Raw genomic sequence first — 19931 nt, 5'->3', positions numbered from 1 at the left:
GATGAGATCCGGGCGGACATCTTCACCGACCTCACCCTCACCGGCACCCCCACCGGCCACGACCACCTCTACGGCGCCACCTTCAACTGTGCGGATGCGAAAGCCGGCGATGTCGGGCTCGGCGCCACAAGCACAAGCGGCGCGGATGCGGACGTGAAGGCGGGCGATGTGGGCCTGGGCGTCATGGGCGTCGACGGCGACGCGGACGCGAGCGTTGACGCGGGCGCTCGCGCGGACGCGCGCCCGTCGCCCGGCGCGGCCGCCGGATCCGGTTCGGACGCTGCCTCGACCACGGGATCGGGTGCGGCGTTCCGTTCCCGGAAATCTCCGGCGGTCGGGCTGGGGGCGATCCGCGGGAGCGTGCACATCACCATCCCCGCCACCGCACTGGCGGACCCCACGAACCGGACCGAGGGCGCCACGCTCGCCGGGGCGGGCCCGATCCCGATCATCGACGCCAAGCAGATCGCCGCGGACGCGACGATCTGGAACCGGGCGTTCACCGACGCGCACACCGGCGTCCTCCTCGCCGTCGACCAGAGATTCCCCACGATGGCGCAGCGGCGGTTCCTGAAGGCGCGGGATGAGCGGTGCCGGTTCCCCGGATGCCGGCAGGCCATCCGGAAGCACTACGTCGACGTCGACCACACCCACCCCCACTCCCGCGGCGGGCCCACGAACGTGGCCAACCTCGAGTATTTGTGTGAGACGCATCACATGCTCGAGCAGATGACCGAATGGACCGTGACCCAGACAGAAGGCGGTCTGCTCGAATGGACCTCCCCGAACGGGCGCGTCTACACCGACACCCCACCACCCGTCGCCCGCTTCACCCCACCCGACGACGACCCACCACCCTTCTGACACGACACCGCGTCTCAGGGGAGAACTCTGCCCTCGGTCATGCGCGCCCTGAGCGCTCAGACCCCCGAGATGATCGCGTTGTCGAGCTGATCGGCGTCGAGGCCGTGGCCGTTCGCGCGGTTGGTCAGCAGCGTCCACGCGATGCCCGCGCTCGGATGGATCCAGAACTCGGTGCCCGACCATCCCGCGTGCCCGTAGACGTCGCGGTCGATGAGGGCGGGCGCGCGCGTGCGGAGGTTCCACGAGAAGCCCCAGTCCTGTCCGCGCTCCGCGGGGTACGGCTCGAGGCGAGGCACGCCGGTCGTGAGCGGGCGGAGCATCATCTCGAGGGTTCCGGGGCGCACGATGTCCGCGCCGCCGCGGAGCAGGGCCGAGCCGAGCGCCAGGAGCGCTCCCGCCGTGCCGATGGCGCCCGCGCCCGGGTGCCGCGAGGCAGCGAAGCGGTCGAGGTCGAGACTCGCCTCGATGTCGGGGATGCGGTGCGGATCCGCGTCCTCGTCGAGGATGAGTCCGGGCGCGAAGGCGCGTACCTCGTCCTCCCACGACCGTCCTGTCGCGTGGCGGATGAGCTCGGCCGCGCCCTGGAACGCGATCGACGAGTAGCGCGATGCGGTGCCGACGGCGAAGTCGCGGCCAGGGCGGCGCAGGGCCGCGGCGAGCCCCTCGACCGGGTCGAGCGCCGGCTCGATGAGCCCCGACGTGTGCGCCATGAGGTGCTCGAGGCGCACGACGTCGTCGCGGGCGGCGGCTGCCTCGGGCACGGCGTCGGCGAGCGGGGTCTGCGACGTGAGCAGGCCGCGCTCGATCGTGCGCGCGGCGGCGAGCCCCGTGAGCACCTTCGTGATCGAGAACAGGCGGTACGGATCGTCGATCCGCGCGGTGCGGCCATCCGTCGCGCCGAAGGCATCGAGCGCGACGACGCCGTCGGCCGTCGCGATGCCGAGGACCGCGGTCGGGATGCGGCCCGCGTCGACGTGGCGGCGCGTCCAGTCGAACGCCGCGCCCCAGCCGGTCATGCGCGGGGCGCGAAGCGTCGCGGCGCGGTCGTGCGCGCCACGAGCTCGCGCAGATCCTCGAGGGAGCCGGAGAGCTCGCCGAGCGCGCGGGCCTGGACGAGCACGTTGCCGAGGGCGGTCGCCTCGACGGGCCCGGCGAGCACGGGGAGACCGGCGCGATCGGCGGTGAGCTGGCAGAGGAGCTCGTTGAGCGAGCCGCCGCCCACGAGGTGGATGGCGTTCACGCGCTTGCCGGAGAGCTCGGCGGCGGCGTGGACGGCGTCCGCGAACGCCGACGCGAGGCTCTCGACGATGCAGCGCGCGAACGCGGCACGGGACTGCGGCACGGCGAGCCCGCGTTCGGACAGCCAGCTCGCGATCCGGTCGGGCATCCCGCCCGGCGCCGTGAAGACAGGGTCGTTCGCATCGAAGACGGGCTGCGGCGCCTCGACGGCCGCGGCCTCGGCGAGCAGGGCGGGCAGGTCGATGGTCTCGCCCGACTCGCGCTCCCACGCGCGCACCGACTCCGAGAGGAGCCACAGGCCCATGACGTTGTGCAGGAAGCGCACGCGGCCGTCGACGCCGCCCTCGTTCGTGAAGTTCGCGGCGCGGCTTGCCTCGGTGAGGACAGGCGCGTCGAGCTCGACGCCGACGAGGCCCCACGTGCCGCAGCTGATGTACGCCGCATCGGGGTCGGTCATCGGGATCGCCGCGACGGCCGACGCCGTGTCGTGCGAGCCGACCGCGATGACGGGCGCGTCGAGCCCCGTGGCCGTGCGCATGGCGTCGCGCAGCGTGCCGATGCGGTGGCCGGGCTGCACGAGGGTCGGCAGGAGGCGCGAGGGGATGCCGAGGCTCTCGGCGAGGGGGCGGTTCCAGTCCCCGCCGCCCACGCGCAGGAGTCCCGTGGTCGACGCGTTCGTGCTCTCGGCGACCTTCTCGCCGGTCAGCCAGTACGCGATGAGGTCGGGGATGAGCAGGGCCTCATCGGCGAGGTCGAGCGTGCCGGCGATGCGGTCGGCGGCGAGCTGGTAGAGCGTGTTGAACGCGAGGAACTGCAGACCGTTCTCGCCGTACAGCTCCTCGAACGGAGCGACCGCGTGGACGGCGTCGACGCCGGCGGCGGTGCGGGCATCGCGATAGTGATAGGGCGTGCCGAGCATGCGGCCGCCGCGGAGGAGAGCGTAGTCCACGGCCCACGAGTCGATCCCGATGGCGGCGACGTCGCCGGTCTGCGCGGCGGCGCGGAGGCCCTCGACGATCGAGCGGTAGAGCTCGAGGATGTTCCAGTGCAGCCCGTCGATCGTCTCGACCGGGGTGTTGGGGAAGCGCGCGACGGCTTCCAGGCGCAGCTCGTCGGGGCCGACGTGGCCGAGCATGACCCGGCCGCTCGTGGCTCCGAGGTCGACGGCGGCGACGGTGACGGTCATGGGCGGGACGCTCCTCAGGGGAAGGGATGGTGGGGGAGGAGCCCGACGCGCGCGTGTGCGGTCGCGCGCGCCGGGCTCCTGGACGGGTCAGCGCAGGAAGGCGGCTGCGACGCCCGAGTCGACGGGGATGTGGAGACCCGTGGTGCGGCTGAGCTCGGGGCCCGTGAGCACGTAGACCGCGTCCGCCACGTTCTCGGGGACGACCTCGCGCTTGAGGATGGTCCGGTTCGCGTAGAACTGGCCGAGGTCCTCTTCCTTCACGCCGTAGGTGGCAGCGCGGTTGGCGCCCCAGCCGGCGGCGAAGATGCCCGAGCCGCGCACGACGCCGTCGGGGTTGATGCCGTTCACGCGGACGCCGTGCTCGCCGAGCTCCACCGCCAGCAGACGCACCTGGTGCGCCTGGTCGGCCTTGGTCGCCGAGTAGGCGATGTTGTTCGGGCCCGCGAAGACCGAGTTCTTCGACGAGATGTAGATCACGTCGCCGCCCATGCCCTGCTCGATGAGCGCCTTGGCGGCCGCCTTCGAGACGAGGAACGAGCCCTTCGCCATGACGTCGTGCTGGAGGTCCCAGTCCTTCTCGGTGGTCTCGAGCAGCGGCTTCGACAGCGACAGGCCGGCGTTGTTGACGACGAGGTCGATGCCGCCGAACGCGAGCAGCGTGGCGTCGATCGCGGCCTGGACACCCTCCGCGTCGGCGACGTTCGCCGCGACGCCGATCGCGACGTCCGAGTTGCCGAGCTCGGCGGCCGCCGCCTGCGCCTTCTCGAGGTCGAGGTCGGCGACGACGACGCACGCGCCCTCGGCGGCGAGGCGCTTCGCGATGGCCTTGCCGATGCCCGATGCGGCGCCCGTGACGAACGCGATGCGACCCTGGTGGGTCTTGGGCTTCGGCATGCGCTGGAGCTTGGCCTCCTCGAGCGCCCAGTACTCGATGCGGAACTTCTCCGCGTCGGAGATCGGCGTGTACGTCGAGAGGGCCTCTGCGCCGCGCATGACGTTGATCGCGTTGACGTAGAACTCGCCCGCGACGCGCGCGGTCTGCTTGTTCGCGCCGTACGAGAACATGCCGACGCCGGGGACGAGCACGATGAGCGGGTCGGCGCCGCGGATGGCCGGGCTGTCCGCGGTCGCGTGCGCCTCGTAGTACGCCGTGTAGTCGGCGCGGTACTGCTCGTGCACCTCCTTCAGACGCGCGATCGACTCCTCGACCGACGCGGTCGCGGGCAGGTCCAGCAGCAGCGGCTTGACCTTGGTGCGGAGGAAGTGGTCGGGGCAGCTCGTGCCGAGCTCGGCGAGCGCGGGCGCCTTCTCGGAGGCGAGGAAGTCGAGCACCGTGTCCGAGTCGGTGAAGTGGCCGACCATCGGCTTGTCGGTGGACGCGAGGCCGCGGATCGTCGCGGCGAGCGCGGCGGCCTTCGCGCGGCGCTCGGCCTCGGGGAGGGCCTCGAAGCCCGGGCGGACGCCGCCGAACGGGTCGGCCTTGCCGTTCTCGTCGATGTACTTCTGCGCGGTCTCGATGATCCAGAGCGAGTTGCGCTCGCTCTCCTCGCTCGTGTCGCCCCACGCCGTGATGCCGTGACCGCCGAGGATCGTCCCGACCGCCTGCGGATTGGCCTTCTTGATCTCCGCGATGTCGAGGCCGAGCTGGAAGCCGGGGCGGCGCCACGGGACCCAGACCACCTTGTCGCCGAAGATCCGCGCGGTCAGCTCCTCGCCATCCGCCGCGGTCGCGATCGCGATGCCGCTGTCGGGGTGCAGGTGGTCGACGTGCGCGGCGTCGACGAGGCCGTGCATCGCCGTGTCGATCGACGGCGCCGCACCGCCCTTGCCGTGCAGGCAGTAGTCGAACGCCGCGACCATCTCGTCCTCGCGCTCGATGCCGGGGTAGACATCGACGAGCGCGCGCATGCGGTCGAGGCGGAGCGCGGCGAGGCCCTTCTCGGTGAGCGTGCCCAGGTCGCCGCCCGAGCCCTTCACCCAGAGCAGCTCGACGGGCTCACCGGTCACCGGGTCGGTGTCCGTGCCCTTGGCCGACGTGTTGCCGCCGGCGTAGTTCGTGTTCTTCGGGTCGGCGCCCAGCCGGTTCGACCGGGCGATGAGGTCAGCGACAGTGGGGTTCGTCATGAGGATCCTTCGAGGGATGTCGGACGCGTCGGAGGCACCGCGTCGTGTGCTCTGTTGTGAATTATCTCACGAAGTAACACACGAGGCAATGGTCGTCCGCGGAATCGGCCGTGCGGCCGGTCAGAGGATGGCGACCAGCTCGCGATAGGGGGCGAGTGCGGGGTCGCGGGGGTCGAGCTCGGTCACGAGGAGCGAGATGCGCTGCCACGGGAGGCCGAGCGCCAGGGCGTTCTGCCCCAGCTTCGCGCTGTCGGCGAGGAGGATGGTCTCGTCCGCCGACTCCGCGAAGGCGGCCTTCACCTGGGCCTCGGCCATCGTCACCTCGAACGCTCCGCGCTCGGGCTCTACCGCCGACGCCGACGTGAAGAAGCGCCGGTAGTGCAGGCTCCGGGCGGCGGCGCACGCGATCGGGCCGACGAAGCTGTCCGTGCGCGGCTCGGCCTCGCCGCCCACGAGGATCGCCGTCGCGCCCGGAGCGCGGCGCGCGACCTGGAAGTTCTCGTGCGAGTTCGTCGCGATGAGGAGGTCGCGCGCCGTGTCGTCGGGGAGCTGCGAGAGGAGCACCCCGACCGTCGACGACGCGTCGGCCGCGATCGCGCCGTCGAGGGGGAGGAGGTGCTGCACCTTGCGTGCGATGGCGAGCTTCGCCTCCGCGCCCGTGGCCATCCGCTCGGTGAACGAGCGCGGCCGCGCGGATGCGACGGCGCCGCCGCGGACGCGCCGCAGCATCCCCTCCGCCTCGAGGTCGGCGAGGTCCCGGCGCACGGTCATCGCCGAGACGTCGAGCGCCGAGGCCGCCTCGTCGATCCGGACCCGTCCGCTCTTCGAGAGGAGGTCCAGGATGCGCGCGCGGCGCGCCTCGGCGTCGACGGTCCCGGTGGTGGCCATATCGCCGATGCTATCTCCGGAGGGCGAGGCCGCTTACGCGCCCCAGCCCGCCTGCACGCCGCCGACGCGCTCGGCCTCGATCCGCTCCTGGTAACCGGAGGCGAGGTAGGCGGCCATGGGGTCGGCGGGCAGGCCGCGCGACTCGCGCCACTGCGCGAGGGCCGGGCGCACGTCGGTGTAGAACGCGTCCATGAACACCGCGTTCGCGGCGAGCACGTCTCCCGAGACCTGCGCGGCACGGAGCGCGTCCTGGTCGACGAGCAGCGCGCGGGCCGTCATCTCCTGGACGTTCAGCACCGAGCGGATCTGGCCGAGGATCTTGTTCTCGACGTTGTGGCACTGGTCGAGCATGAACGCGACGTCGGGGTTCGCGTAGCCGCCGCCGCGGATGACCTCGAAGAGGATGCGGAAGAGCTGGAACGGGTCGGCCGCGCCCACGATGAGGTCGTCGTCGGCGTAGAACCGCGAGTTGAAGTCGAACGAGCCGAGCTTGCCGAGGCGAAGCAGCTGCATGACGATGAACTCGATGTTCGTGCCCGGCGCGTGGTGTCCCGTGTCGAGGCACACCATCGCGCGCTCGCCGAGCGTGGCCACCTGGGCGTACGACGTGCCCCAGTCGGGCACATCGGTGTGGTAGAACGCGGGCTCGAAGAACTTGTACTCGAGCACGAGGCGCTGCTCGCCCGAGAGGCGCTCGTAGATCTTCTGGAGCGAGTCGTTCAGGCGGTCCTGTCGGCCGCGCATGTCGGCCTGGCCGGGGTAGTTCGATCCCTCGGCGAGCCAGATCTTGAGGTCGCGCGAGCCGGTCGCGTTCATGACGTCGATGCACGCGAAGTGGTGGTCGATCGCCTTCTGGCGGATCGCCGCGTCCTCGTGCGTGAGCGCGCCGAACTTGTAGTCGTCGTCCTGGAAGGTGTTCGAGTTGATCGTGCCGAGCGCGACGCCGTTGTCCTCGGCGTGCTTGCGCAGGTCGTCGAAGCTGTCGACGAGGTCCCACGGGATGTGCAGGGCGACGGATGGCGCGAGCGCGGTGAGCCTGTTCACCTGCGCGGCGTCGGAGACCTTCTCGAACGGGTCGCGCGGCGTGCCGGCGGTCGCGAAGACCTTGAAGCGGGTGCCGGAGTTGCCGAACGCCCAGGACGGGAGCTCGATCGCCTGCTTCTCGAGCTGGCCGAGGATCTCGTCGCTCAGGACGGAGGAGGGGGTCGTCATCGACAGTGCCTTTCGCTTTAAAACGATTCAATCGATCGTCGTGTTCATGGTGGCACAGCGCCGGCGCGAGGTCAACCGGCGCGGCCGTCACGGCAGTCATCCGATGCGGACGACGTCCGTCGCGACCGGGCCATCCGACGCCTCCCCGATACGATGAGCGGGGAGGTGGCGGATGACCGTCAGCGTGAAAGATGTCGCCGCGGCAGCCGGCGTCTCGGCCGGCACGGTGTCCAACGCCCTCAACCATCCCGAGCGGGTCGCCCCGGAGACCGTCGAGCGCGTGCGCCGCGCCATCCGCGATCTCGGATACGTGCGGAACGACGCCGCGCGGCAGCTGCGCGCGGGCCGCAGCCGCAGCGTCGGGCTCATCGTGCTCGACATGCGCAACCCCTTCTACGCCGATGTCGCCCGCGGTGCCGACGCGCGTGCGGAGCAGGACGGCCTGTCGGTGCTCGTGTCCGACAGCGCTCGGGACGGCGAGCGCGAGCGCCGGCTCGTCGACCTGTTCGCCGAGCAGCGCGCGAGCGGGGTCATCGCGACGCCGCTGACCGGCGACCTCGAGCACTTCGAGCGCCTCGCGGAGCGCGGCGTGCCGGTCGTTCTCGTCGATCACGAGGGCGACTCGGATGGTCTGTCGACCGTCTCCGTGGACGACCGGAAGGGCGGGCGGCTCGCGACAGAGCACCTGCTGGCGCGCGGATGCACGCGGATCGCGTTCGTCGGCGGCCCGAGCGGGCTCCGTCAGGTGCGCGACCGCTTCGAGGGGGCGCGCGCCGCGGCATCCGCTGCGGGTGCCGCGCTCGAGCGCGTCGAGATCGACGACCTCACGGTGCGGCACGGCCGCGCAGCGGGGGAGGCGCTGCTGCGCCGCCCGACCGGCAGGCGACCGGACGGGATCTTCGCCGCGAACGACCTCGTCGCGGTCGGCCTGCTGCAGGCGCTCACGATGACGGGCGGCGTGCGGGTGCCCGACGACATCGCGCTCGTGGGCTACGACGACATCGACTTCGCCGCGTCGACGGTCGTGCCGCTCACGTCGGTGCGCCAGCCCGCCGAGCTGCTCGGCGCGACGGCGATCGAGCTGCTCGCGCAGGAGCCCGGGGAGCATGTGCGCTTCGAGCCGCAGGTCGTCGTCCGCGCGACGGCGTAGCCCGGGCGATCACGCCGCGAGGATCAGCCACAGCGACGCGACCGCGAGCGCGAGGTACGCGCTCGGGAAAGCGAGGTTGTGGAGCACCCCGGTGCGCACATGCACGGCGATCGCCGTGAGGTAGAAGGCGACGAGGCCGACACCCGCGAGAACCGGGATGGCGGGCACGTGGGCGAACCAGAGGAGGATCCCGCCCGCGCCCGCGGCCTTGAGCGCGGCGAGCGCGGGCAGCCACCGCTGCGGAACGCCCACCTCCGCCGAGTTCGCCAGCACGAACTCCGCGCGCAGGAGATCCGCGATCGCGATGGCGGCATTCGCGGCTGCCGTGACGCAGAGGACGATCGAGGTCGCGACGAGCATGGCGGCTCAGCGGATCTCGGCGGCGAGGGTGTAGAGACCCGGAGCAGGCGTCCCCACGGCCGCGGCGCGCGCGGCGTAGGAGGCGGCATCCGGGGCGGCCTGGGTGGCGGCCGCGTCCTCCGCGCGCGCCCATCCGGCGACGCCCACGACGCTCCGCCCGTCTCGCGACGCGTAGATCGAGAGGCTCGTGAAGCCCGGGCGGTGCCGGATGACCTGCTCTCCTCCTTCGGTCAGAAGGGCGACGAGCTCGCCCTGGCGGTCGGGCTCGACGGCGAACACGTTGATGAAGACAGCCTGCTGCGGTTCCATGGTCTCTCCTCGGTCGGGGCGGCGCGCTCGCCGCCTTCGGAAGGACTGACGAGGCGGGCGCGGGATGTGTCAGCCTGGACCCACCCGGATCACCGCCCCTGACATCCGTGCGGCGAGATTCGTCGGATGAGAGTGGGCGAGATGAGCGCGAGACCCGACCCGGCCGTCGACGCGGAGGTACGCCGCCACCTCGTGGGCGTCGCATACCGGCTCCTGGGCTCGGTGTCCGAAGCCGAGGACGCCATGCAGGAGGGGCTTGCGCGCTGGTACGCCCTGTCGGCGGAGGGACGCGAGGCGATCGGCAATCCCGCTGCGTGGCTCACGACGGCCGTCAGCCGCGTCTGCCTCGATGTCCTGAAGTCGGCGCGTGTGAAGCGCGAGAGCTACGTGGGCCCGTGGCTGCCCGAGCCCGTGCCCGACGCGGCCGTGCTCGGCCTCTCGCCCGACCCGCTCGACGCGGTCGCGGCCGAGGAGACGCTCAGCATGGCGGTGCTCGTGCTGCTCGAGCGCTTGACCGCGCCGCAGCGCGTCGCGTTCGTGCTGCACGACGTCTTCGGGTTCAGCTTCGCGGAGGTCTCGGAGGTCATGGGCCGCAGCACCGGCGCCTGCCGGGAGCTCGCCTCTCAGGCCCGGCGCCGGGTGCGGACGGAGGTCCGGGCCCGCGTGACCCGGGCCGAGCTCGCCCGATCGGTCGCGGCGTTCAAGGTCGCGTGGGAGACCGGCGACGTCGCGGGTCTCGTGGAACAGCTGGAGGCCACGGCCGTCGCGACGGTCGACGGGGGCGGGCGCGTGAGCGCGGCCCGCGAGCCGATCGTCGGAGCAGAGGCGATCGCGCGGTTCTTCGCGGGCGTCCGGGAACGGCAGCCCGACCTGGTCGTCCGGGAGATGCTGGTGAACGGGACGCCGGGGCTCGTCGCGCATGATGCGGCGGGCGCCGTGCTCGCGACGGTGAGTGTCGAGGTCGCCGAGCACGGCATCCGCGCGCTGTGGGTCGTGCGCAATCCCGACAAGCTAGGCGCGTGGCGCGACGTGTCCGTGTCTCGGGTGCGTGGGTTATCCGGGGGCGGTTTCGGCGTGTAGTGAGACATCGGGTGGCCGGGGTGGGAGTCCGTGTCTCGGTTGCGGTGGTTATGACGGGGTGTATCCGGCGCGTGGTGAGACATCGTCGGTCGGCGTGGGTGGCCGTGTCTCACGCGCGGCGGTTATGCGGGGGCGTTTCCGGCGTGTGGTGAGACATGGGAGGTCGGGGCGGCGCCCTTGTCTCACGCGCGGCGGTTATCCGGGGGGTGTTTCCGGCGTGTGGTGAGACACGGGTGGCCGGGGTGGGTGTCCGTGTCTCACCTGACGTGGGTATCCGGCGGCCATTCCGGTGAGAACTGAGACACGGGATCCCAGGATGGCCCGGAGTCGCGTCGTCTGCCTCGCGAGGCCGCCGGGTCACTGGCGCGGAGGGGTGCTGTCGCGGACGAGCACCTCGAGCGACACTGGCGCGGGCGGCGTCCAGTCGTCCTCGACGGCGGCGCGGAGCGCCTGGGCGCCGAGCTCCTCCAGGGGAAGGTGCACCGTCGTGAGACCGGGCGTCACATCGCGTCCCGTGGCGATGTCGTCGAAACCCGCGACGGCGATATCCGAGCCGGGCGCGCGCCCGGCATCGCGGATGGCCGAGATCGCGCCGATCGCGACGACGTCGCTGATCCCGAAGAGCAGGGTCCCGGGCTCGAGGCCCTCCTCGAGGAGGCGCGCCGTCGCCTCGTAGCCGGCATCGCGCGAGATCTGGCCGCGGACGATCCGCGGCGTCGCGCCGCCGCCATCCGCGAAGCCGGCGGTGAAGCCGGCGAGACGGTCGTCCGAGGTGCGCAGGCCCTCAGGGCCGGCGAGCACGACGGCGTCGCGATATCCGAGGGCGGTGAGCTTCCCGGCGAGCGCGCGGGCGCCGGCCTCGTTCTCGTACGCGACGACGCGCGTTCCGGGAAGGGCGGCGCCGAGCGTGACGACGCGTCCGCCGGTCGACTGGACGGAGGCGATCTCGGCGGTGAGCGCGTCGGCGTCGCTCGCCGTGTCGCGCGACGCCGCGAGCACGATGCCGCGGGGCCGCTGGCCGCGCAGCGCCCGCACGAGGGCGACCTCGCGCTGCGGGTCGCGCTCGGTCATCGCGATCGTGACGATGAGGCCGGCCTCGTCTGCCGCATGCGCGACGCCCGAGGCGATCTGGCCGAAGTAGGGGTCCGCGATGTCGGCGACGAGCAGGGCCACCGTCGCCGACGTCCCGCGGGCGATCGCCTGCGCGGAGAGGTTCGCGGTGTAGCCGAGGCGGTCCGCTGCGGCCTGCACGCGCTCGCGATAGGCCTCGGCCACCTTGCGGGTGGAGCCGTTGAGCACGCGCGACGCCGTGGCGAGGGAGACGCCGGCCTCGCGCGCGACGTCATGGAGCGTGGGCGCTCCGCCGGTGCGCACCGTGGTGTCGGTCATCCGCTGAGCCTATCGCCGGAGGGGGCGGGAGGGTGCGCGCGGCGCACCCTCCCGCGGGTCACACGAGGTGAGGGGCGACCGCGGACTCGAAGCCCGCGATCGTGCGGCGCACGGCCTCGGCCGGCGCGGTGTCCCAGATGGACTGGTTGAGCAGCTCGACCTCGATGTCGCCGTCGTACCCGGTCGCCTCGACGGCGCGGGTCATCGGGCCGAAGTCGATCATGCCGTCGCCCGGGTAGTGGCGCGACAGGAGGTTGTCGGCCTCGAGCGGCGTCTTCCAGTCGCACACCTGGTAGGTCGCGATGCGGCCCTCGCGACCCGCGCGCTCGATGTGCGCGAGCACATCCGGGTCCCACCAGATGTGGAACGTGTCCACCGTGACGCCGACGACGGACGGGTCGAAGTCCGCGGCGATGTCGAGCGCCTGGGGGAGCGTCGAGAGCACCGAGCGGTCCGACGCGTACATCGGATGCAGCGGCTCGAGGGCGAGCGTCACGCCCGCGGCACGCGCATCGGGCGCGAGCTCGGCGACCGCGTCGCGGACCCGCTCGCGGGCGCCGACGAGGTCGCGCGACCCCTCCGGCAGCCCTCCGACGACGAGGACGAGCACGGCGCGCGAGCCCTCGGCGCCTGCGGCGGCGAGCGTTGCGGTCTCCTCGATCGCGCGGCGGTTGTCGTCGATCGCCGCGCGGCGTGCCGGGCCCTCCTCGACGGTGAACCATCCGCCTCGGCAGTGCGTGGAGTAGCGCAGGCCGGAGTCGGCGATGATGCGCGCCGACTCGTCGAGACCCGCCTCCTGCACCTGCTCGCGCCACAGGCCGATCGCGCCGATGCCGGCATCCTGCACGACCCGGACGGCCTCGGCGACCGTCGTGTACTTGATCGTCGCCTGATTGATCGACAGGCGCGGGTGCGGGACGCTCATGCTCCGACTCCGTTCAGACGCAGGTAGTCGCTCCACCGGGCGGCCGCGAGCGAGGGGTCCTCGAGGGCGTTCGCGGCGTTCGCGAGCTCGACGATGCGGGAGAGATGGGGGATGCTGCGGGCCGAGTGGAGGCCTCCGACCATCTGGAACGCGGACTGGTGGCCGTTCAGCCACGACAGGAACGCGACGCCCGTCTTGTAGAAGTACGTCGGCGCGGCGAAGACCTGGCGGCTGAGCTCCTCGGTGGGGCCGAGGATGCGCAGGTACTCGTCGGGGTCGCCCGCGTCGAGCGCCTGGATGGCCGCGGAGGCGACCGGGGTGATCGCCGCGAACGCGCCGAGCAGGGCATCGGAGTGGGTCCGCGTCGCTCCCGGGGTCGCCGCCGGCTGGGTCGCCGCGGGGACGTCCGCGCCGCCGATGAGCCCGACGTAGTTGAAGTCGTCGCCCGTGTACATGCGCACGCCCTCGGGCAGGCGCTCGCGCACGGCCACCTCGGACTCGGCGTTCAGGAGGCTCATCTTGACGCCCGACACCTTGCCGGGGTTCTCCTCGATGATGCGCACGAGCGTGTTCGACGCGGTCTCCCAGTCGTCGGCGCCGAAGTAGCCGGCCAGCTCGGGGTCGAACGCCGTTCCGAGCCAGTGCAGGACGACCGGGGTCGTCGCGGCCTGCAGGACGGCGCCGTAGACGCGCAGGTAGTCGGTCGCGCTCGTCGCGACGCGCGCGAGGTGGCGGGACGCCATGAGCACGGGGCCGGCGCCCTGCTCCTCCGTGAAGTGCAGCTGCTCCTTGTAGGCGTCGATCACGGCGTCGAGCGAGATCGTGTGCTCCTCGACGTGATCCGTGTTGACGCCGACGACGACCGAGCCGCCCTCCTCGCGCGCCACCTCGGCGCTGCGGCTGATCAGCTCGCGCACGGCCGTCGCGTCGAGACCCATGTTGCGCTGGGCGGTGTCCATGGCGTCGGCGACCCCGAGACCCCACGAGTACACGGCGCGGCGGAAGCCGAGCGTCGCGTCCCAGTCGATCTGGGCGGGCTGACCGGGGGTGTTGTCGCCCCAGACGACCGGCACGACGTGCGCGGCCGCGTAGGCGACGCGGCTGCGCAGCGCCTTCTGCGGCTTCGTGTAGACGCCCGCGTCGTTGAGCGCGACGCGGCTCAGGCCGCCGTCGGCGGCGACGAGAGTGAAGTGCTCCGTCATCCGACTCACTCCAGGGTCAGCTCGGGCAGGACGACCTTGGCGCCCGTGCGGCTCGACTCGAGACCGGCCTCGGCCAGCTGCACGCCGCGCGCGCCCGCGAGCAGGTCGAACGCGTAGTCGGTGCCGAGCGCGTACGACGTGAGGTACTCCTCCCACTGCTGGCGGAAGCCGTTGAGGAAGACGTCGTTCGTCGGGACCTTCTGCCAGTCGGCGTCGTAGTCGTGCGTGTCCTCGAGGTCGGGGTTCCACACCGGCTTCGGCGTGGCGTTGCGGGGCTGGATCTTCGCGCCGAAGAGGCCGACGACCGCCGAGCCGTGCGTGCCGTCGACGTGGAACTCGACGAGCTCGTCGCGGTTGACGCGCGTGGTCCAGCTGGAGTTGATCTGCGCGATCACGCCGCCGTCGAGCTCGAAGATGCCGTACGCGGCGTCCTCGGCGGTCGCATCGTAGTGCTCGCCCTTCTCGTCCCAGCGGTCGGCGATGTGGATCGACGCGTGCGAGTAGACGCTCTTCACCTCGCCGAAGAGGTTCTCGAGCACGTAGTTCCAGTGCGGGAACATGTCGACGATGATGCCGCCGCCGTCCTCGGCGCGGTAGTTCCAGCTGGGGCGCTGGGCCGGCTGCCAGTCGCCCTCGAAGACCCAGTAGCCGAACTCGCCGCGGACCGAGAGGATGCGGCCGAAGAAGCCCGAGTCGATGAGGCGCTTGAGCTTCTGGAGGCCGGGGAGGTAGAGCTTGTCGTGCACGACGCCCGTCTTGACGCCGGCCTCCTTCGCGAGGCGGGCGAGCTCGACGGCCTCCTCGACCGACTCCGCGGTGGGCTTCTCGGTGTAGATGGCCTTGCCGGCCGCGATCGCCTTGCGCAGAGCCGTCGCGCGGGCCTTCGTCACGAGGAAGTCGGCGTAGATCTCCCAGGTCGGGTCGGCGAGCGCCGCGTCGAGGTCGGTCGTGTAGTCCTCGATGCCGTGCTGGGCGGCGATCTCGGCGAGCTTCGCCTCGCTGCGGCCGACGAGGAGCGGGCGGACCGTCACCTTCGAGCCGTCGGGCAGCTCGACGCCGCCCGCGTCGCGGATCGCGAGGATCGAGCGCACGAGGTGCTGACGGTAGCCCATGCGCCCGGAGACGCCGTTCATGATGATGCCGATCTCGCGGACGGCGGGGGTGGCGGTGGTCACGATGTGCTTCCTTGCTCTCATCGAGGGCTGCCCCTCGTTGGGTAAACGCTTTCCAAGAGTGTGGCACACCGGATCTCCTGAGTGCAACCCCTCCGGATGGCGTTTTCCCACCCGGTGGGAATCAGGGAGCGGCGGTCGTGAGCACGCGCGCGGGAGCGAGGAGGAACGCCGACTCCTGCGGACCGAGAGCCACGGATGAGATCGCCGCGCCCGAGCGGATGTCGGTGCCAGCGACATCCACGACGACGTCGGTGTCGCCGTGATTGATGAGCGTGACGAGGTCGCCGCGGCGCGCGACCTCGACTCCGGCGGGCGGGGCGTCGCCGAGGACCGGCTCGACCGCTGCCTCCTCGATGACGAGCCCCAGGACGAGGTCGAGCCCGGCATCGTCGGGCATGGTCGCGAGATACCAGGCCGATCCCTCGCCGTGTGCGCGCCGGGTCAGCGCAGGACGCTCGCGCGAGGGACCCGTCGTGAACGAGGCGACGATCGCGGCGTCGTCGGCGAAGAGCGCCTCCGCGAAGAACGTCCCGACCGCCTCGCGACCGTCTCCGAGCGCGAAGCGCGCCTCGCGGACATCCTCGGCGACCCAGGTCTCCGCCCCCGAGCCGTGCAAGCCCTCCTCGCCGGCGCGCTCGGCGATGTGATCGAGTGCGGGCGGCACGAGCGGGCGGAAGTCCTCGAGCGCGACGCCGAGCACGGGGCCGAGCTGTGTGAGGAACCCGCCGTCGCGGAAGCGGTCGTTGGCGTCGACGATGTCGCTGAACGGCCCGGTCAGGAGCACCCCGCCCGCGGCCGCGAAGCCCTCGAGCGCCGCGGCGCCCTCGTCGCGCAGCAGATAGAGGAACGGCGCGATCGCGAGGCGGTACCGCCCGTCGACGTGCTCGGGCTTCACGATGTCGACCATGATGCCGCGGCGGTGGAGCGCGCCGTACCACTCGCGCAGCAGCGCGAGGTAGTCGATGCGGTTCGGGTGGTCGGCCGCCTCGACCGCCCACCAGTTCTCCCAGTCGAAGACGAGGGCGACCGGGGCGTCGTCGCCCGGAGCGGGCAGCTCGGGGAGGGCCGCGAGGGTCGCCCCGAGCGCGGTGACCTCCCGCCAGGTGCGCGTGCGCGTGCCCGCGTGCGGGAGCATCGCCGAATGGAACTTCTCGGAGCCCGCCCGCGACTGCCGCCACTGGAAGAAGAAGATGCCGTCGGCCCCGCGGCCGACCGACTGCGCGGTCTCGGCGGCGAGCTGCCCGTCGCGCTTGGACGGGTTCGCCGGGCGCCAGTTCACCGCGTCGGCCGCCTGCTCCATGAGCAGCCACGGACGCCCGCGCTTGAGCGAGCGGACGAGGTCGCGCTGGAAGGCCGTGTTGCGCACGCGATGCGGATCGAGCGGGTCCGGGTAGCAGTCGTCGGTGATGACGTCGATGTGCGGCGCCCACGTCGTGTAGTCGGCGGGCTTGAACGGGCCCATCATGTTCGTCGAGATCGGCTGCGTCGCACCGGCGGCCCGGATGATGTCCCGCTCGGCGAGGTAGCACTCCAGCCACATGTCCGACATGAAGCGGTGGTAGTCGAGCACCTGGGACGGGTTCCGGCTGTACGGGGCCCTGCGCGGCGGGAACACTTCCTCCCACGCGCCGTATCGCTGGGCCCAGAAGTCGGTGCCCCACGCGGCGTTGAGGGCGGCGATCGTCTCGTAGCGCGCGCGCAGCCAGCCGCGGAACGCGTCGCGTGCGGCGTCCGAGTACTCCACCGGAAGGTGGCAGCCCGATTCGTTGCCCACGTGCCACATGACGACGGCGGGGTGCTGCGCGTAGCGCTCGGCGAGGCGGCGGACGAGCTCGGCGGCGAGCCGCCGGTAGGTCGGCGAGGCGGGGGAGTGGTGCTGCCGCGAGCCGTGCCAGTACGGCGCGCCGTTCTCGTCTGCGGCGAGGATGTCGGGGTGCGCCACCGTGGCCCACGGCGGCGGCGAGGCGGTCGCGGTGGCGAGGTTCACCCCGATCCCGCCCGCGTGCAGCTTGCCGATCACGGTGTCGAGCCACGCGAAGTCCCACACGTCGGGCGCGGGCTGGATGCGCGACCACGCGAAAATCCCGAGGCTCACGGTGGTCACCCCGGCCTCCTGCATGCGCAGCACGTCGTCGTCCCAGACGTGCTCCGGCCACTGGTCGGGGTTGTAGTCGGCGCCGTAGAGCATGGTCCTCGAATCCGGGGTACGTCGGCGTCAGCGCCGACGGCGGGGGCGCTCGGGGACGGCGACGGCCGCGAGGGCCGCGCACCCGAGTGCGGGGATGAGCAGGGGAGGGAGCATCCAGGTCGCGAGGCCCACGAATGCGGCCGCGACGACGAGGTACAGGAATCCGGGGATGTCCCGGCCGATCGCGGACGGCAGCGAGCGGATGGCGCGGAGCCATCCGCTCTCGGGCGACCACGCCGCCGACGCGGTGAGCAGGACCCCCGCGACGGCGGCTGCGAGCAGCCAGCCGAATCCGGCGATCAGCTCGCCGCCGGGCAGCAGCCCGGACGAGGCGAGCAGGATGTCGATCGCGAGCACGCCCGCGATCAGCGCGCACGCGAGGCCGACGACGATCCCGCCGGGCAGCGCCGCGCGGACGTCGCCCCAGAACGCGCGCATCGAGGATCCCTCGGCGCGCGCGTACCGGCGCAGGTGGCGGATGCCCGCCGCGAGCGCGGCGGGCAGGGTGACGACGAGGAGCCCGCAGACGGTCACGAGCACGCCCGTGAGGAGCACCTCGCCGAACAGGGCGAGCGCGCCTGCCGCGCCCGGATTGCGCCCGGGCTCGTCGTGCGTCGGGCCCGAGCCCGATGCCGCCGCGCGGCGGGCGGCGCGCTCGCCTCTGCTCATGGTCAGCCCTTCAGGCCCTGGGTCGCGACGCCGTCGATGAGGAAGCGCTGGAACACGATGAAGAAGAGCATCACCGGCACGAGCGCGACGAGGCTGGCCGTGACGGTCGCGCCGTAGTCCGACGCGGACGTCTGGTCGTTGTAGAGGCGCAGGGCGATCGGGAGCGGATAGTTCTCGGGGCTGTTGAGGTAGAGCAGCGGCCCCATGAAGTCGTTCCACGTCCAGATGAAGGTGAAGATCGCGCAGGTGACGAGAGCGGGCTTGATGAGCGGCAGGATGACCGACCAGAAGATGCGCCCGTGTCCTGCGCCGTCGATGCGCGCCGCCTCGTCCATGTCGCGCGGGATCTGCCGGATGAACTGCACGATGAGGAACACGAAGAACGCCTCGGTCGCGAGGAACTTCGGCAGGATGAGCGGCACGAAGGTGTCGACGAGCTCGAGCTTCTGGAACCAGATGTACTGCGGGATGATCACGACGTGGAACGGCAGCAGGAGCGTGCCGATCATGGCCGAGAAGAGGATCCCGAGGCCCTTGAACTTCACGCGCGCGAACGCGTAGGCCGCGAGGGCGGAGGACAGGACCGTGCCGATCACCGCCGACACCGCGAGGATGAGCGAGTTCGCGAAGAACCGCCACAGCGGGATGCCGGCGATGCCCTCGCCGACCTTGACGTAGTTGTCGAGCGTGGGCGCCCACGGGATGAGGCCGGGGTTCTGGCCGAACTCGCTGTTGGGCTTGAAGGTCGACGCGACCAGCCAGATGAGCGGGTAGATGACGACGAGGGTGATCGCCAGCAGCACGACGAACCAGATGATCGTCTGCCAGCCGCGGCGCGTGACGCGCTTGCGGGGCGCGGGGCGCCCGGTGGTGACCAGGTGCGTGGAGACGGTGGAGGTCATCGGTCTTCTCCGGCGTAGTGGACCCATGACTTCTGGGTGCGGAACAGGATCACGGCGATGACGGCGACGACGAGCATGACGATCCACGCGATGGCCGAGGCGTACCCGAACTGGCCGTCGGTGAAGCCGCGCTTGTAGAGGTAGATCGTGATGTAGTTCGTCATCCCGGCGGGGCCGCCGGTGCCGTTGGAGATGATGTACGCCGATGCGAACACCTGGAACGCTCCGATGAGCTCGAGCAGCAGGTTGAAGAAGATGACGGGCGAGAGCATCGGGACGGTGACGGCCCTGAAGCGGCGCAGCGCCCCCGCGCCGTCCATCTCGGCGGCCTCGTAGAGCTCCTTCGGAACCTGCTTGAGGCCCGCGAGGAAGATCACCATGGTGCCGCCGAACTGCCACACGGCGAGGAGGATCATCATCGGCACGACGAGGTCGACGTTGCCGACCCATCCGCCCAGGTCGATCCCGAAGATCGAGAGGGTCGAGTCGACGGGGCCGTCGGTGTTGAACATCGCGCGCCACACGATCGCGACCGAGACGGAGGCGCCGATGAGCGAGGGGGCGTAGAACGACGAGCGGAAGAACGCCGCGCCGCGGTCGCGGTAGTTCAGCAGCAGGGCGATGCCGAGCGCCGCGGCGAGCTTGATCGGCGTGCCGACCAGCACGTACACGAGCGTGATCGTCGCGGACTGCACGAACTGCGGGTCGTCCGTGAACATGCGCACGTAGTTCTCGAGGCCGATCCACTTCGGGTCGGTGAAGAGGTTGTACGACGTGAACGACAGGTACAGCGAGTAGACCATCGGGCCCAGGGTGAGCCCGAGGAAGCCCACGAGCCAGGGCGCCAGGAAGGCGTAGCCGGCCAGCGTCTCGCGCAGGCTCTTCTTCTTGAGGCCCGGCCGCAGCGGCGGAGCCCCCGCACGCGATCGCCGCCCGCCGCTGTCGGCGGTGACGACCGTTCTCGTCAGGGTGGTGGTCATGATCTCCCGATCGGGTGGGGGGGGGGGGGGGGGGGGGGGGGGGGGGGGGGGGGGGGGGGGGGGGGGGGGGGGGGGGGGGGGGGGGGGGG

The 19931-nt window shown here is 71.8% G+C and carries 18 protein-coding genes; 3 read left to right on the top strand and 15 right to left on the bottom strand.

The features are described from left to right. Positions 1 to 864 (top strand): HNH endonuclease signature motif containing protein (locus ACWXWW_RS17200; protein ID WP_455971174.1); only part of this gene is annotated, 864 nt, incomplete at its 5' end. 56 nt (positions 865 to 920) lie between these two features. Here the strand turns inward: ACWXWW_RS17200 and ACWXWW_RS17195 are convergent. From ACWXWW_RS17195 to rhaI, 5 genes are all read right to left on the bottom strand, one after another. Continuing rightward, positions 921 to 1880, bottom strand: coding sequence for a serine hydrolase domain-containing protein (locus ACWXWW_RS17195; RefSeq protein ID WP_455971172.1), 960 nt, complete (start codon positions 1878 to 1880; stop codon positions 921 to 923). Further along, positions 1877 to 3289 carry a rhamnulokinase gene (locus tag ACWXWW_RS17190; RefSeq protein ID WP_455971170.1) on the bottom strand — a complete coding sequence of 471 codons (1413 nt, stop codon included), beginning with the start codon at positions 3287 to 3289 and terminating at the stop codon, positions 1877 to 1879. Before ACWXWW_RS17190 ends, ACWXWW_RS17195 begins: the two co-directional genes overlap by 4 nt. Positions 3290 to 3376: 87 nt before the next feature. Beyond that, entirely contained in the window at positions 3377 to 5413 is a 2037-nt protein-coding gene (locus tag ACWXWW_RS17185) for a bifunctional aldolase/short-chain dehydrogenase (RefSeq protein WP_455971168.1), read from the bottom strand. Positions 5414 to 5533: 120 nt separating this feature from the next. Further along, positions 5534 to 6301 (bottom strand): DeoR/GlpR family DNA-binding transcription regulator, encoded by a 768-nt coding sequence (locus ACWXWW_RS17180; RefSeq protein ID WP_455971166.1) that lies wholly within the window; start codon positions 6299 to 6301, stop codon positions 5534 to 5536. Between the two features lie 33 nt (positions 6302 to 6334). After that, positions 6335 to 7513 (bottom strand): L-rhamnose isomerase, encoded by a 1179-nt coding sequence (gene rhaI, locus ACWXWW_RS17175; RefSeq protein WP_455971164.1) that lies wholly within the window; start codon positions 7511 to 7513, stop codon positions 6335 to 6337. Between the two features lie 172 nt (positions 7514 to 7685). Between rhaI and ACWXWW_RS17170 the strand changes: the two genes are divergently transcribed. Continuing rightward, on the top strand, positions 7686 to 8663 hold the full coding sequence (locus ACWXWW_RS17170) for a LacI family DNA-binding transcriptional regulator (RefSeq protein ID WP_282978571.1): 978 nt from the start codon (positions 7686 to 7688) through the stop codon (positions 8661 to 8663). Between the two features lie 9 nt (positions 8664 to 8672). Here ACWXWW_RS17170 and ACWXWW_RS17165 read toward each other — a convergent pair whose 3' ends face one another. Then, a complete protein-coding gene (locus tag ACWXWW_RS17165) occupies positions 8673 to 9023 on the bottom strand; it encodes a DoxX family protein (protein ID WP_455971162.1) in 351 nt (116 codons plus the stop codon). A gap of 6 nt (positions 9024 to 9029) precedes the next feature. Then, on the bottom strand, positions 9030 to 9332 hold the full coding sequence (locus ACWXWW_RS17160) for a hypothetical protein (protein WP_455971160.1): 303 nt from the start codon (positions 9330 to 9332) through the stop codon (positions 9030 to 9032). 141 nt (positions 9333 to 9473) lie between these two features. Here ACWXWW_RS17160 and sigJ point away from each other — a divergent pair, with 141 nt between their 5' ends. After that, positions 9474 to 10412, top strand: coding sequence for an RNA polymerase sigma factor SigJ (gene sigJ, locus ACWXWW_RS17155; RefSeq protein WP_455971158.1), 939 nt, complete (start codon positions 9474 to 9476; stop codon positions 10410 to 10412). Between the two features lie 357 nt (positions 10413 to 10769). Here the strand turns inward: sigJ and ACWXWW_RS17150 are convergent, their stop codons facing one another. The 8 genes from ACWXWW_RS17150 to ACWXWW_RS17115 all read right to left on the bottom strand — a co-directional run bounded on the left by ACWXWW_RS17150 (position 10770) and on the right by ACWXWW_RS17115 (position 19842). Further along, positions 10770 to 11801, bottom strand: coding sequence for a LacI family DNA-binding transcriptional regulator (locus ACWXWW_RS17150; protein WP_455971156.1), 1032 nt, complete (start codon positions 11799 to 11801; stop codon positions 10770 to 10772). A gap of 58 nt (positions 11802 to 11859) precedes the next feature. Beyond that, complete coding sequence (locus tag ACWXWW_RS17145) at positions 11860 to 12726, bottom strand: sugar phosphate isomerase/epimerase family protein (protein ID WP_421074402.1); 867 nt, start codon at positions 12724 to 12726, stop codon at positions 11860 to 11862. Further along, the gene (locus ACWXWW_RS17140) at positions 12723 to 13928 is read right to left on the bottom strand and encodes a dihydrodipicolinate synthase family protein (RefSeq protein ID WP_271172737.1); all 1206 of its coding nucleotides are present in this window, start codon (positions 13926 to 13928) and stop codon (positions 12723 to 12725) included. The genes ACWXWW_RS17145 and ACWXWW_RS17140 overlap by 4 nt, the downstream gene beginning before the upstream one ends. 5 nt (positions 13929 to 13933) lie before the next feature. Next, positions 13934 to 15061 (bottom strand): Gfo/Idh/MocA family protein, encoded by a 1128-nt coding sequence (locus ACWXWW_RS17135; RefSeq protein ID WP_271172862.1) that lies wholly within the window; start codon positions 15059 to 15061, stop codon positions 13934 to 13936. Between the two features lie 163 nt (positions 15062 to 15224). After that, on the bottom strand, positions 15225 to 17291 hold the full coding sequence (locus ACWXWW_RS17130) for a beta-galactosidase (protein ID WP_455971154.1): 2067 nt from the start codon (positions 17289 to 17291) through the stop codon (positions 15225 to 15227). 27 nt (positions 17292 to 17318) lie between these two features. Continuing rightward, positions 17319 to 17960 carry a DUF624 domain-containing protein gene (locus tag ACWXWW_RS17125; protein WP_271172735.1) on the bottom strand — a complete coding sequence of 214 codons (642 nt, stop codon included), beginning with the start codon at positions 17958 to 17960 and terminating at the stop codon, positions 17319 to 17321. A gap of 2 nt (positions 17961 to 17962) precedes the next feature. Beyond that, positions 17963 to 18862 (bottom strand): carbohydrate ABC transporter permease, encoded by a 900-nt coding sequence (locus ACWXWW_RS17120; protein ID WP_271172734.1) that lies wholly within the window; start codon positions 18860 to 18862, stop codon positions 17963 to 17965. After that, positions 18859 to 19842, bottom strand: coding sequence for a carbohydrate ABC transporter permease (locus ACWXWW_RS17115; RefSeq protein WP_271172733.1), 984 nt, complete (start codon positions 19840 to 19842; stop codon positions 18859 to 18861). The genes ACWXWW_RS17120 and ACWXWW_RS17115 overlap by 4 nt, the downstream gene beginning before the upstream one ends. Positions 19843 to 19931 lie beyond the last annotated feature (89 nt).

The organism is Microbacterium sp. KNMS (assembly GCF_053851835.1).
This window is presented reverse-complemented; position numbering and strand designations above follow the sequence as displayed.

What these genes read in the sequence shown, in the direction of transcription:
- ACWXWW_RS17195 (WP_455971172.1), bottom strand. Translation starts at nt 1,880, where the DNA reads ATGACCGGCTGGGGCGCGGCGTTCGACTGGACGCGCCGCCACGTCGAC.
- ACWXWW_RS17190 (WP_455971170.1), bottom strand. Translation starts at nt 3,289, where the DNA reads ATGACCGTCACCGTCGCCGCCGTCGACCTCGGAGCCACGAGCGGCCGG.
- ACWXWW_RS17185 (WP_455971168.1), bottom strand. Translation starts at nt 5,413, where the DNA reads ATGACGAACCCCACTGTCGCTGACCTCATCGCCCGGTCGAACCGGCTG.
- ACWXWW_RS17180 (WP_455971166.1), bottom strand. Translation starts at nt 6,301, where the DNA reads ATGGCCACCACCGGGACCGTCGACGCCGAGGCGCGCCGCGCGCGCATC.
- rhaI (WP_455971164.1), bottom strand. Translation starts at nt 7,513, where the DNA reads ATGACGACCCCCTCCTCCGTCCTGAGCGACGAGATCCTCGGCCAGCTC.
- ACWXWW_RS17170 (WP_282978571.1), top strand. Translation starts at nt 7,686, where the DNA reads ATGACCGTCAGCGTGAAAGATGTCGCCGCGGCAGCCGGCGTCTCGGCC.
- ACWXWW_RS17165 (WP_455971162.1), bottom strand. Translation starts at nt 9,023, where the DNA reads ATGCTCGTCGCGACCTCGATCGTCCTCTGCGTCACGGCAGCCGCGAAT.
- ACWXWW_RS17160 (WP_455971160.1), bottom strand. Translation starts at nt 9,332, where the DNA reads ATGGAACCGCAGCAGGCTGTCTTCATCAACGTGTTCGCCGTCGAGCCC.
- sigJ (WP_455971158.1), top strand. Translation starts at nt 9,474, where the DNA reads ATGAGCGCGAGACCCGACCCGGCCGTCGACGCGGAGGTACGCCGCCAC.
- ACWXWW_RS17150 (WP_455971156.1), bottom strand. Translation starts at nt 11,801, where the DNA reads ATGACCGACACCACGGTGCGCACCGGCGGAGCGCCCACGCTCCATGAC.
- ACWXWW_RS17145 (WP_421074402.1), bottom strand. Translation starts at nt 12,726, where the DNA reads ATGAGCGTCCCGCACCCGCGCCTGTCGATCAATCAGGCGACGATCAAG.
- ACWXWW_RS17140 (WP_271172737.1), bottom strand. Translation starts at nt 13,928, where the DNA reads ATGACGGAGCACTTCACTCTCGTCGCCGCCGACGGCGGCCTGAGCCGC.
- ACWXWW_RS17135 (WP_271172862.1), bottom strand. Translation starts at nt 15,061, where the DNA reads ATGAACGGCGTCTCCGGGCGCATGGGCTACCGTCAGCACCTCGTGCGC.
- ACWXWW_RS17130 (WP_455971154.1), bottom strand. Translation starts at nt 17,291, where the DNA reads ATGCTCTACGGCGCCGACTACAACCCCGACCAGTGGCCGGAGCACGTC.
- ACWXWW_RS17125 (WP_271172735.1), bottom strand. Translation starts at nt 17,960, where the DNA reads ATGAGCAGAGGCGAGCGCGCCGCCCGCCGCGCGGCGGCATCGGGCTCG.
- ACWXWW_RS17120 (WP_271172734.1), bottom strand. Translation starts at nt 18,862, where the DNA reads ATGACCTCCACCGTCTCCACGCACCTGGTCACCACCGGGCGCCCCGCG.
- ACWXWW_RS17115 (WP_271172733.1), bottom strand. Translation starts at nt 19,842, where the DNA reads ATGACCACCACCCTGACGAGAACGGTCGTCACCGCCGACAGCGGCGGG.